The sequence below is a fragment of the Pseudomonas sp. IC_126 genome, assembly GCF_004331835.1.
Classification (GTDB): Bacteria; Pseudomonadota; Gammaproteobacteria; order Pseudomonadales; family Pseudomonadaceae; genus Stutzerimonas.
In genome coordinates this window covers 64,050-76,180 of record NZ_SJSS01000008.1, presented here as the reverse complement: position 1 = coordinate 76,180, position 12,131 = coordinate 64,050, and the positions used below count along the sequence as shown (strand labels likewise).

Here is a 12,131-nt window from a genome sequence, read left to right as displayed (position 1 = left end):
GCAGATCGAAATGGTACTGACGGTCATCCAGGGCATCGCCGAGCAGACCAACCTGCTCGCACTGAACGCCGCCATCGAAGCGGCTCGCGCCGGCGAGAGCGGGCGTGGCTTTGCCGTCGTCGCCGACGAAGTTCGCGCGCTCGCCAGCAAGACCCAGCAATCCACCGGAGACATCCGCGCGCATATCGAAAGCCTGCAACGAGGCGCGCACGACGCCGTCTCAGCAATCGGCAAGACCGGCAAGCAGGCCGACAGCGGCCTGGCCTCGCTCACCACCAGCCGCGAGCTGCAGCAGGCATTGCAGCGCGCCGTGGCCCAGGTGCATGACGCCATGGAAAAGGCGACCCAGGGTGCCGAGCGACAAGCCGGCACCGCGGCGGATGTGCGCGAGCGCGTACAGGTGATCATGACCGAGGCCGAGCGATCCGCCGAAGCGGTTACCGCCACCGCGGCCAGTGGTCGAACGTTGGGTAGCCTGGCGCAGCGGCTCGAAGCCAGCCTGGGTCAGTTCAGGGCCTGATTCGCACCAGACGGAGTAATCACCTGAAGGAGGCCGCGAGCGCCCTTCCTCCCGCAGCGCTCGTCGCGGCGCACCCGATGAGGCGCCGGCCAACCCTGTTATCATCCGCGTTTTTTCCAGCATCCGATTTCAGCGAGCGCATTTCATGAGCACCGACAAGACCAACCAGTCCTGGGGCGGCCGCTTCAGCGAGCCCGTCGACGCCTTCGTCGCCCGATTCACCGCCTCCGTCGAGTTCGACAAGCGCCTTTATCGCCACGACATCATGGGCTCGATCGCCCACGCCACCATGCTGGAGAAAGCCGGCGTACTGAGCGTCGATGAGCGCGACGCGATCATCGCCAACCTCAAGGACATCCAGGGCGAGATCGAAGCCGACAGCTTCGACTGGCGCGTCGACCTGGAAGACGTGCACATGAACATCGAGGCGCGGCTGACCGACCGCATCGGCGTCACCGGCAAGAAGCTGCACACCGGCCGCTCGCGCAACGACCAGGTCGCCACCGACATCCGTCTGTGGCTGCGCGACGAAATCGACACCATCCTCGCCGAAATCACCCGTTTGCAGCAGGGTCTGCTAGGCCTGGCAGAAGCCGAAGCCGACACCATAATGCCGGGCTTCACCCATTTGCAGACCGCGCAGCCGGTAACCTTCGGCCATCATCTGCTGGCCTGGTTCGAAATGCTCTCGCGTGATTACGAGCGTCTGGTGGACTGCCGCAAGCGCACCAACCGCATGCCCCTGGGCTCGGCCGCGCTGGCCGGCACCACCTACCCGATTCAGCGGGAAATCACCTGCGAGCTGCTGGGCTTCGAGGCAATTTCCGGCAACTCGCTCGATGGCGTCTCGGATCGTGACTTCGCCATCGAATTCTGCGCCACCGCCTCCGTGGCGATGATGCACCTGTCGCGCTTCTCCGAAGAGCTGGTGCTATGGACCAGCGCGCAGTTCCAGTTCATCGACCTGCCCGACCGTTTCTGCACCGGCAGCTCGATCATGCCGCAGAAGAAGAACCCCGACGTGCCGGAACTGGTACGCGGCAAGACCGGCCGCGTATTCGGCGCCCTCGCCGGCCTGCTGGTGCTGATGAAAGGCCAGCCGCTGGCCTACAACAAGGACAATCAGGAAGACAAGGAACCACTGTTCGACGCCGCCGACACTTTGCGTGACAGCCTGCGCGCCTTCGCCGACATGGTTCCGGCGATCAAGCCGAAGCGCGAAATCATGCGCGAAGCGGCCCTACGCGGCTTCTCTACCGCCACGGACCTGGCCGACTACTTGGTCCGCAAGGGCTTGCCGTTCCGCGACTGCCACGAAATCGTCGGCCATGCGGTGAAGTACGGCGTCGACAGCGGCAAAGATCTGGCCGAAATGAGCCTGGACGAGCTGCGCCGCTTCAGCGACCAGATCGGTGACGATGTGTTTGCGGTGCTGACCCTGGAAGGCTCGGTCAACGCTCGCGACCATATCGGCGGCACCGCACCGAATCAGGTGAGAGCAGCGGTGCAGCGCGGGCGGGACCTGCTCGCCTCGCGCTAAGCACATGCTGTTTTCGTAGGAGCGAGCGTGCTCGCGAACGGGCTGTCTGCTGGGCCTTTTCGCGAGCACGCTCGCTCCTACTCAGATCAGGAAGACAGGAATTCCACATGCCTCTGAACATCCGCCCCGCCACTCGCGATGACGCCACGCTGATCCTGCGCTTCATCACCGAGCTTGCGATTTACGAGAAAGCCGAGCATGAGGTGAAAACGGATGCGGCAGGCATCGAGTCCAGCCTGTTCTCCGCAAACTCCACGGCACAAGCGCTGATCTGCGAGCGCGCCGGCGAGCCGATCGGCTATGCGGTGTACTTTTTCAACTACTCCACGTGGCTTGGCCGTAACGGGCTGTATCTCGAAGACCTTTATGTCAGTCCCGCAGCACGCGGTACCGGCGCTGGCAAGGCGCTGCTGCGGCATCTGGCGAAACTCGCTGTAGGCAAGGATTGCGGCCGTTTCGAATGGGCTGTGCTGGACTGGAACGAACCGGCGATCCGCTTTTACGAGTCACTGGGCGCCCGACCGCAGGAAGAATGGACAACCTATCGCCTGAGCGGTGGTGCGCTGTTGGCACTCGCAAATACCGACTGACGGAACCTGCGCGCGCCGTATTGGCCTACCGGTAACCTCTCACCCGACAGGTTCACTCCTGTCGCCAACCGGTACGCTTATGACCGACCTCCGAACACTGCTGTTAAACCAAGATACGCAAGGCGAAGAAGTCTTCGATACGCCCAAGGAGCGCCTGCAATTCTACCGCTCTGAAATCCATTTCGAGTCGACGCTGCTGGCCGAGCGAACCAGTTCCTACCTGTCAGCGCAGTCGTTTTTGATGATCGCCTTTGCCTCGTCAATGGCCAATACCAACCCTGAATGGGGCAGTCTGTTCCGCCTGGTCGTGCCCGCAGTCCTGGCGGGACTGGGCCTGCTGACGTCTTTCCATGCGATGCCTGGGATCAAATCCAGCTTCGATATCATAGAGCGCTGGCACCAGAAACAGGCCGAGCTGCTACAGGTAGAGGGCCGCGCGGGCCTGCTACCGAACCAGGAGTCGGCATTGTTCGGCGAAGGCAACAGCCCCACCGGGGGTTATCGCTACAAGCGAACACTGCTGTTTTCCCTGCGCACGCCGCTGATTTTTGCCTCGGTCTGGACGCTTTTCGGTGGGTTTTGCGTAGTGCTGCATTTCTTCGGCTGATCAGAGCCAATCGCGGAACTTGAACCATGCGTAGGGAATAATCGCCGATACCACCATCATCGCCAGGGCCATCGGGTAGCCAAGCAGCCAGCCGAGCTCAGGCATGTGTTCGAAGTTCATGCCGTAGACCGTGCCGACCAGCGTCGGTGGCAGGAATAGCACGGCGGCGATGGAGAACACCTTGATGATGCTACTCTGCTCGATATTGATCAGGCCGAGCGTGGCATCGAGCAGAAAGGCGATGTCGCCCAATAGTCGCGCCTGATGCTCACCCAGCGAGCGCACGTCCCGCTCCAGCGCCTTCAAAACTCCTTTAGCTCCCTGCTTGGTCTCGCCGGCGTGCAGGCGGTAGAAAGCGATCAGGCGAGTCGAGCTGAACAGGCTCTCGCCCAGCTGCGACAGCAGCGAGCGGTGCTGACCAAGCTGCTGAATGATCTGCTGCAGGTCCGTGCGCTGCTCCTTGCGTTTATCGAAGACGCAACGCGACAGAGCCTGGAGCGCAACCTGAACGTTTTCCAGCACATCGGCGATACGGTCGACGATGGCATCGGCCAAGCCAAGAAAAATTTGGTGACTGGTGCCATACACCGATGGCTGCCGTGCACTTTTGGTTTCGAACTGGCGAAACGCACTGAGTTCGGCATAGCGCACGGTTACCAGGCAGCGCTGGGTTAGGACGAAAGTGACTTCAGCGTTCTCTGGACGGCGGTCGGCAATCCCCATTACCACTGTAGTCGTCATGAAGATGGCGCCTTCCTCATCGTAAAAACGCGAAGAATCCTCAATTTCCGCCAGCTCTTCGCGGGTTGGGATATCCAGGCCCAGCGCCGACTCGACGAAGCGTTCTTCCTGCTGGTCAGGGGAAAGCAGGTCGATCCATAGCACATTGTCAGGGAGCGCCTGCAGATCCTGGGCAGCACGCCGCACCAGCGCGCCGTTTTCAAGACAGTGGAAAATGATCATGACTTGGTCGCGCTCCTCGAAAGTCCGTAGTAGGAATAGAGACCGACCCAGGCGAAGCGTTCAGGCGGCATCTGCTGCAGACGCGCAGCTTGCCGGGACACGCCGAAACACGCTATCAAGATGTTCCCTAACGAGAGTTGCTCCATGACCGATACCACTGCCGACGACGAAACATTCGCCGAGGAAACGCTGATCCAGGCGATCGAAAATCAGCTGGAGGCCGGCGACCCACCTGCCACTCAGGCCACGCTGAACAAGCTGACCCTGGTCGGCTACGAACGCGACGAGATACTGAAGATGATGGCACTGGTGCTTGCCGACGAGATTCGGCAAATGCTCGAGCAAGACCGCCCGTTCGACGCCATCAGGTACGAAACGCAGCTGCGCAATCTACCCGATCTACCGGATTAACAGCCGAGCGCGGCAAGCTTGCGCACAGCATCTACACTTCGCAGAACGAGGCCGATGTTCACCACTCAAGGAGCAAACATGTCCTTCACGTCCGATGTGATAGCCGAGCTGGAAATCCTTCGCCTGTTCAATCTCGACAACACGCTCGAAGGCCTGAAAGTGCACCACGACGCCGGAAATGCGGCCGTCACCGCCGCCGAACGCCTGCACGCCAAAGGCCTGACGACCCAACCTGACGGTGGCTACCTGACCAGCCTCGGCCGCGATGCGGCCGAGCATGCGCAAGGGCTGCTGACCATCCTTTCGCAAACCGCCCCTGCGTAACGATGACCTTTTTTTGGCGTGGCGCAAACGCCACGCCTTAAGGTTCGCGGCAAGCGGTCGCTCTACCTTCGAGTAACGGTCGCTGTAGTTCTTGCTCCGGCCAAGCCCGTGTTACCTTCCCGCGCCTAGCGCCTCGATAATCAGGTCCACAATCTTCGACCTCCGCACGAATTGCTTGAATGACCCGCCACCAGGAAATCCGCCCCGTTCTCGAAGAGGGCATCGACCGCAAGGTACTCAGTGCGCTGCGCACGCGTTTTCTGACGTTGAATGCCGGTCGCCTGGAGCGCACCCGCCTGGGCATGTCGCCGCGCCAGCAGGCGGTCATCAAGCTGTTGCCGCTGCTGTTTCACGTCAACCATCCCATCCTGCCGGGCTACGTATCGGCGCTCACGCCGGCTGGGCTGGCCGGGTTCGAGCCGGATGCCGAGACGCTGGCAGAAGCGCAGCGCCTGAGCCGCTCGTTTTCCTATAAGCCGTTGCGCGGCCAGCCGCCGCAGCCGATCCTGGGTCTGTTTCTCATGGGCAGCCTGGGCACGGTCGCGCAGGACGAACAGAGCGATCTGGATGTCTGGGTCTGTCACGACCCGAATCTTTCGGAACACCAGCGCGACGAGCTACAGCGAAAATGCGATCAGCTGCGGGGCTGGGCGGCGACCCAGGGCAGCGAGGCGCATTTCTTTCTGGTCGACCCGGTGCGCTTCACCCAGGGCGCGCGCGAAGCGAAGCTGACCTCCGATGATTGCGGCACTACCCAGCACTATCTGCTGCTGGACGAGTTCTACCGCACCGCGATCTGGCTCGGCGGTCGCACGCCGCTCTGGTGGCTGGTGCCGGCTTACGAAGAACATCGGTACGCCGAGTACGTACGCACTCTTCTGGAAAAACGTTTCGTACGCAGCGACGAGGTGCTGGACCTTGGCAGTCTCGCCAGCATTCCGCCGGGCGAGTATCTGGGCGCCGGCTTGTGGCAGCTGTACAAGGCCATCGAGTCGCCCTACAAGTCGCTGTTCAAGCTGCTGCTGGTGGAGGCCTACGCCAGCGACTATCCACAGGTGCGCTGCCTGAGCCTGGACTTCAAACACGCGGTCTATGCCAACCGCCTGGAGTTGGACGATCTGGATCCCTATATCGTCGCCTACCGCCGGGTCGAAGCTTATCTCGCAGACCGCGGCGACATGGAGCGCCTGGCCCTGTTGCGGCGCTGTTTGTATCTGAAGATCAATCAACCATTGAGCCGTCCGCCGATCAACCGTACCCGGAGCTGGAAGCGCCGCCTGCTCGAGCGCCTCACGCATGACTGGGGTTGGGACGAGCGTCAGTTCGCCCAGCTCGATCGCCGCAGCCAGTGGAAGACCCGGCAGGTCGACCAGGAGCGACGCGCTCTGTTCAACGAACTGACCTACGGCTATCGCTTCCTCAGTGAATTCGCCAAGCGCCTGCAGATCACCAGCAGCATCAACGGGCGTGATTTCGCCGTGCTGGGCCGGCGGCTGCACGCCGCCATCGAACGCAAGGCGGGAAAGATCGAGGCGATCAACATGGGTATCTCGCCGGACATGGCCGAGCACAGCCTGACCCTGGTGCAAGGCTATGACGCGGCCGGCGATATCTCCTGGGCGCTCTATGAAGGCTGTCTGAGCGTTCGGGAAGTAGAGAATTTCTCGCCCCTGAAGCGTTCGCGAGATTTGGTACCGCTGCTCGGCTGGTGTCATCGCAACGGCATCGTCGACACCGCGACCCACGTCGCGCTGCACCCGGGCGACAGCGGGTTGATCGAGGCGGAGCTGTTCTCGCTGCTGACCGACCTGCGCCAAGCGTTTCCCATGCCGCTGCCCACGGTGGCCGAGCAGGCGCTGCTGACGACCGCCGTGCCGACCCAGGTCCTGCTGCTGGTGAATATCGGACTCGACCCGTTCCGCAGCGAACATTCTCCCGACGAGCGCAACGATCCGCTCGGCTATGGCGGGGCGCGCGAGAATCTGGTCCTGAGCATCGACCAACTCAGCCTGAACAGTTGGAACGAGCTGATCGCCAATCGCTACGGGGGCGCTTCGGCTCTACCCGATTGCTTGCGCGACTATCTCGACGCCCTGCCCGCGAACGGTGCCCGCCCCGGTTTGCAGGTGCACTGCTTTGGCAGCCATTCCGGGCTGGCCATCGCGCGGCGGATGGAGGCGCTGTTCCGCGACGCCCAGACCGCCCTCGACGAAGCGACCAACAATCGCTACCTGCTACAGATCCGTCAGCATTTTCACATGCTCGACCTTACTGCCGGCAATGTCCGCCATACCAAACTGAACGATCTACGCGCCCTGATCGAACACCTCGGCGAGGCACACCATCGGGACCGCCCTGTGCGGGTGGATCGGCAGGCACTGGAGGGCCAGGATCTGTCGCTTATCCTGGCCCAGGCCAGAGCGCAGTGCCTGCAGGTGTTCTATCGCGTCCAGGGCGCGATGGCGGAGCTGACGGTATTGGACGAGTTCAACGCTTTATGGCGCCAACAGGTCGCGTACCGTGACGAACAGAGCCTGCTGACTCCGCTGCTGCGCTTCCTGAAATCAATAACCTACCGCCGCACGACGCAGCTACCCTTTGAGGACAGCCATCTAGCGGCCATGGATATCCTGATCTACCGGCTACAGCAGTCCTCGCCGGACATCCCATTGACCATCGAACGCAGGGCCACGCCGCGCGAGGAAGCCAGCGATCCGCTCCACGACATCCAGGCAATCATAGAGCCCAACGAGCGGGGCCGCTCGCAGGTCACGCTGTATTGCAATCATCAGGAGTTTTCCAGCCTGGAATACGGTGCCGAACTGTTCGCCGCGGTGGCTCGCTATATCCTCGGGCAGCGTAGCGCCGCCGAGCGTTATCCTTGCTACATCACTGATCTGGATCTATCTGGCCTGCACGGCGAAGGGCGAACCCAGACCGTGCAGCACCTGCGCTACAAGGCGCAGCTTGAGGCGGCAATCAATCAAGCACTGATCTCGGTCTGACCGGCGCATGGCACGAAGCGCCATTACAGATTCACGTCACCGGCGGCTTCCGGCTGGTACTCGACAGCCAGCAGAGTAAGCTTGAGGAGCTTGCCGCCGGGCGTCGGCCAATCGATATGCTGCCCGACGCTCAAGCCCAACAAGGCGGTGCCTACTGGTGCCAATACCGAAACGGTACCTTCCTTGCCGGCGTCCTGCGGGAAAACCAACGTCAGGTGGTAGTCCTTGCCACTGCCCTCTTCGCGGCAATGAACACGAGAATTCATCGACACTACGCCAGCGGGCAATTCGCTACGCTCGACCACCTGCGCGCGCGACAACTCCTCATCGAGCGCTTCAGCGGCCGGACCGTAGTCAGACAGGCTGTTGAGCAGCCGCTCGAGCCGCTGCAGATCGGTTTGGGTGATGATGATAGGCGGTGCGCTGGACATGGTGCCGGGTAAACTCCTGTAAAAAGTAAAAGGGGTAGAAAAGCAAAACCCCGCCCGAAGGCGGGGTTTTTTTAACCGGAAGTCGACCCTATCACAGCCGATTAAATAAGCAAGAGCCCAGATCGAGGCTCATCGCAGCGACCCGATTCGTTCAGCGTAGTGCCTCAAAGCTCTTCGAATTCGAGTGCCTCGCCACCCTGCTCCTGAGTGACCCGCGTCAACAGTTCACCGAGGCGCTCGTCGTTGGCGTCGCAAATCCACAGCGAGGCGGCCTCGTCATAGTCGAAGTGAAAACCGCCCGAGCGCGCAGCCACCCATAGCTGACGCAACGGCGGTTGGCGGCTGAAGATGAGTTGCGTGCCGTTCTCGAAACGCACGGTGAGCACGCCACCGGAATTTTCCAGATCGACATCCATGCCGCTGTGATCGAAAACATCCTCGATTTCTTCCTGCGCGGCGTCGACGAGATCGTGAAAGCGGGCTTCGCTCAAACTCATGGATCGTTTTCCTCGGTGCGGGTTATACGGCGGCATAGCGGCCACCAACGATGCCGGCGAGCTTAGCAGGCGACCACCGCGTCTAGCGAGCGGCTGGGGTCTGTTGATGTTTCGTGTGCGGCCGCGCCGGGCCTGTAGGGTTGCGCGGCAACGCAGCTCGCGACGAAACGACAACAGACCCTATAGCGACGCTTACCGCCGAGCGCGGCCCACATAGGCAATCTGGTGGGTGCTGGGTATACTCCGGCCCATCGATTTTTCTAGGATTGCACCCCCATGAAGCGTCTGTTGCTTCCATTCATTGCCCTCGCGGTTCTCGCTTCCGCGCTTGGCGGCTGCGGCCAGAAAGGCCCGCTGTATCTGCCGGACGACGAGGCTGCCGTCAAAGAACGCTCCAAAGACCGATTCGAACTGTAAGGAGGCATTCCATGGAGGCCTTCTCGTACCGCGACGGTCAACTCTTCGCGGAGGGCGTGGCGCTGCCCGCTCTCGCGCAACGCTTCGGCACCCCCACCTACGTTTACTCGCGCGCCCATATCGAGGCTCAGTACCACGCCTATGCCGATGCGCTGAGCGGCATGCCGCATCTGGTCTGCTTCGCGGTCAAGGCGAACTCGAACCTTGGCGTGCTGAACGTATTGGCCCGGCTCGGCGCCGGCTTCGACATCGTTTCGCGCGGTGAACTGGAGCGCGTGCTGGCCGCTGGCGGGCAGCCGGAGCGCATCGTCTTCTCCGGCGTCGGCAAGACCCGTGACGACATGCGCCGCGCGCTGAAAGTCGGCGTGCACTGCTTCAACGTCGAATCCACCGAAGAGCTCGAACGCCTGCAACAGGTCGCAGCCGAACTCGGTGTGATGGCACCGGTATCACTGCGGGTCAACCCCGATGTGGATGCCGGCACCCACCCGTACATTTCCACCGGTCTCAAGGAAAACAAATTCGGCATCGCCATCGCCGATGCCGAGACGGTCTATGCGCGGGCTCACGAGCTCAGCAACCTCGACGTCGTCGGTGTCGATTGCCACATCGGCTCCCAGCTCACCAGCCTGCCGCCCTTCCTCGACGCGCTCGACCGCCTGCTGGCGCTGATCGATCGCCTCGCGGTAGCCGGCATCCGTATTCGCCACCTGGATCTGGGTGGCGGCCTCGGTGTTCGCTACCGTGACGAGCAACCGCCGCTGGCTGGTGATTACATTAAGGCTGTGCGCCAGCGTATCGAGGGCCGCGACCTGGCACTGGTGTTCGAGCCGGGCCGTTCCATCGTCGCCAACGCCGGTCTGCTGCTGACCCGCGTGGAATACCTCAAGCACACCGAACACAAGGATTTCGCCATCGTCGACGCGGCGATGAACGACCTGATCCGCCCCGCGTTGTATCAGGCCTGGATGGACGTGGTGCCGGTGCAGCCGCGCGAAGGTCAGCCCCGCCACTACGACATCGTCGGCCCGATCTGCGAAACCGGCGATTTCCTCGCCAAGGAACGTCCACTGACCTTGGCCGAGGGTGATCTGTTGGCTGTTCGTTCGGCCGGCGCCTACGGTTTCGTCATGAGTTCCAACTACAACACCCGTGGCCGCGCCGCCGAGGTGCTGGTGGACGGCGACCAAGCCTACGAAGTGCGCCGCCGCGAAAGCGTGCAGGAACTCTACGCCGGCGAAAGCCTGCTGCCTGCCTGAGGCCACGACGATGCTTTTGCGTTTTACCAAGATGCACGGCCTGGGCAACGACTTCATGGTCATCGACCTGATCAGCCAGCACGCGCATATCCAGCCCAAGCACGCCAAGCAATGGGGTGATCGGCATACCGGCATCGGTTTCGATCAGTTGCTGCTGGTCGAGCCGCCGCACAATCCCGACGTGGATTTCCGCTATCGCATCTTCAATTCAGACGGTTCCGAAGTGGAGCAGTGCGGCAACGGCGCCCGCTGCTTTGCCCGCTTCGTGCTGGACAAGCGGCTGACCATGAAGCGCCGAATTCGCGTCGAGACCAAGGGCGGCATCATCGAACTGGATATCCGTCCCGACGGGCAGATCAGCGTCGATATGGGCCCGCCACGGCTGGTTCCGGCCGAGATTCCCTTCCAAGCCGACGGTGAAGCCATGAGCTATCCGCTGGACGTCGACGGACAGCAGCTGGAGATTGCCGCTGTGTCCATGGGCAACCCGCATTCGGTGCTGCGTGTGGACGACATCGACAGCGCGCCAGTGCAGGTGCTCGGACCGAAGATCGAGCATCACCCGCGCTTTCCACAACGCGTCAACGCCGGCTTTGTGCAAGTCATCGATCGCCAGCACGCCAAGCTGCGCGTATGGGAACGTGGCGCGGGTGAGACCCAGGCCTGCGGCACCGGCGCTTGCGCCGCTGCGGTCGCCGCGATTGGCCAGGGCTGGATGGACTCGCCGGTGCAGATCGATCTGCCGGGTGGCCGTCTGTCCATCGAATGGGCAGGCCCAGGTCAGCCCGTTATGATGACCGGCCCCGCCGTTCGCGTTTTTGAAGGACAGGTTCGCCTATGACCGAGCAAAACCAGGATAAGCCGCAACTGCCGGACGCCGAAGCCGTCGCGGCTTATCTGAGTGCTCATCCAGAATTTTTCGTCGACCATGATGAATTGATACCCGAGCTGCGCATTCCACACCTGCCGGGTGGCGCGGTGTCGCTGGTCGAACGGCAGGTAAAGCTGCTGCGCGAACGCAACATCGAGATGCGTCACCGTCTGTCGCAATTGATGGACGTGGCCCGCGACAACGACAGATTGTTCGACAAAACCCGCCGACTGGTCCTCGACCTGCTGGATGCCAACTCCTTGGAAGAAGTCATCGGTGCGGTGGACGAAAGCCTACGGCACGAGTTCCAGGTGCCTTATGTCAGCCTGATCCTGTTCAGCGAAGCGCCCTTGCCGGTCGGCCGCAGCGTCACCAGCGCCGAGGCACAGCAAGCCATCGGCGGCCTGCTCGGCGGCGGCAAGACCATCTGCGGCGTGCTGCGCCCGCATGAGCTGGTGTTTCTGTTCGGCGAAGAGGAAAGCAAAGAGATCGGCTCGGCGGCGGTGGTCGCGCTCAACCAGCAGCAAGGCATCCTGGCGATCGGCAGCAAGGACCCGCAGCACTACAAGAGCTCGCTGGGCACGCTGTTCCTCAGCTATATCGCCGAGGTGCTGACTCGAGTGCTGCCGCATTACTCTGCGCCGCTGCGATCGGTACGCTGAAAGCTGAAGGCAATGCGCGGCCCACGAGCGATTC

12 protein-coding genes and 2 pseudogenes are annotated in these 12,131 nt (G+C 62.1%); 11 read left to right on the top strand and 3 right to left on the bottom strand.

The window, feature by feature from the left end; genetic code table 11:
- Nucleotides 1–22: 22 nt before the first annotated feature.
- The 4 genes and pseudogenes from E0D86_RS22055 to E0D86_RS19825 all read left to right on the top strand — a co-directional run.
- Nucleotides 23–520 (top strand): annotated as a pseudogene (locus tag E0D86_RS22055) (methyl-accepting chemotaxis protein); the annotation flags it as partial.
- A 145-nt stretch (nt 521–665) separates the two neighbouring features.
- Nucleotides 666–2,060: an argininosuccinate lyase gene (gene argH / locus E0D86_RS19835; protein ID WP_131651754.1), complete on the top strand. Its 1,395-nt coding sequence runs from the start codon at nt 666–668 to the stop codon at nt 2,058–2,060.
- A gap of 107 nt (nt 2,061–2,167) precedes the next feature.
- Nucleotides 2,168–2,650 (top strand): GNAT family N-acetyltransferase, encoded by a 483-nt coding sequence (locus tag E0D86_RS19830; RefSeq protein WP_131651753.1) that lies wholly within the window; start codon nt 2,168–2,170, stop codon nt 2,648–2,650.
- A gap of 79 nt (nt 2,651–2,729) precedes the next feature.
- The gene (locus E0D86_RS19825; RefSeq protein WP_131651752.1) at nt 2,730–3,257 is read left to right on the top strand and encodes a hypothetical protein; all 528 of its coding nucleotides are present in this window, start codon (nt 2,730–2,732) and stop codon (nt 3,255–3,257) included.
- Here E0D86_RS19825 and E0D86_RS19820 read toward each other — a convergent pair whose 3' ends face one another.
- The gene (locus E0D86_RS19820) at nt 3,258–4,220 is read right to left on the bottom strand and encodes a magnesium transporter CorA family protein (protein WP_131651751.1); all 963 of its coding nucleotides are present in this window, start codon (nt 4,218–4,220) and stop codon (nt 3,258–3,260) included.
- Nucleotides 4,221–4,373: 153 nt separating this feature from the next.
- On the opposite strand from E0D86_RS19820, the pseudogene E0D86_RS19815 reads away from it, so the two are divergent.
- From E0D86_RS19815 to E0D86_RS19805, 3 genes and pseudogenes are all read left to right on the top strand, one after another.
- Nucleotides 4,374–4,631: pseudogene (locus E0D86_RS19815) on the top strand (hypothetical protein); the annotation flags it as partial.
- Between the two features lie 78 nt (nt 4,632–4,709).
- Nucleotides 4,710–4,955, top strand: a complete 246-nt coding sequence (locus tag E0D86_RS19810; protein ID WP_131651749.1) for a TIGR02647 family protein — start codon at nt 4,710–4,712, stop codon at nt 4,953–4,955.
- A 179-nt stretch (nt 4,956–5,134) separates the two neighbouring features.
- On the top strand, nt 5,135–7,960 hold the full coding sequence (locus E0D86_RS19805) for a class I adenylate cyclase (RefSeq protein WP_131651748.1): 2,826 nt from the start codon (nt 5,135–5,137) through the stop codon (nt 7,958–7,960).
- Nucleotides 7,961–7,983: 23 nt separating this feature from the next.
- On the opposite strand, the gene rnk is transcribed toward E0D86_RS19805, so the two are convergent.
- Both rnk and cyaY read right to left on the bottom strand, forming a co-directional pair.
- On the bottom strand, nt 7,984–8,391 hold the full coding sequence (gene rnk, locus E0D86_RS19800; protein WP_131651747.1) for a nucleoside diphosphate kinase regulator: 408 nt from the start codon (nt 8,389–8,391) through the stop codon (nt 7,984–7,986).
- A gap of 164 nt (nt 8,392–8,555) precedes the next feature.
- Nucleotides 8,556–8,888 (bottom strand): iron donor protein CyaY, encoded by a 333-nt coding sequence (cyaY, locus tag E0D86_RS19795; protein WP_131651746.1) that lies wholly within the window; start codon nt 8,886–8,888, stop codon nt 8,556–8,558.
- A 276-nt stretch (nt 8,889–9,164) separates the two neighbouring features.
- On the opposite strand from cyaY, the gene E0D86_RS19790 reads away from it, so the two are divergent.
- From E0D86_RS19790 to E0D86_RS19775, 4 genes are read left to right on the top strand one after another with little or no spacing between them, the layout of a single operon-like run.
- A complete protein-coding gene (locus E0D86_RS19790; protein WP_131651745.1) occupies nt 9,165–9,305 on the top strand; it encodes a lipoprotein in 141 nt (46 codons plus the stop codon).
- Nucleotides 9,306–9,316: 11 nt separating this feature from the next.
- Entirely contained in the window at nt 9,317–10,564 is a 1,248-nt protein-coding gene (gene lysA / locus E0D86_RS19785; RefSeq protein ID WP_131651744.1) for a diaminopimelate decarboxylase, read from the top strand.
- 10 nt (nt 10,565–10,574) lie between these two features.
- Complete coding sequence (gene dapF, locus E0D86_RS19780) at nt 10,575–11,405, top strand: diaminopimelate epimerase (protein WP_131651743.1); 831 nt, start codon at nt 10,575–10,577, stop codon at nt 11,403–11,405.
- A complete protein-coding gene (locus E0D86_RS19775) occupies nt 11,402–12,097 on the top strand; it encodes a DUF484 family protein (protein ID WP_131651742.1) in 696 nt (231 codons plus the stop codon). Before dapF ends, E0D86_RS19775 begins: the two co-directional genes overlap by 4 nt.
- The last annotated feature ends 34 nt before the right edge of the window (nt 12,098–12,131 follow it).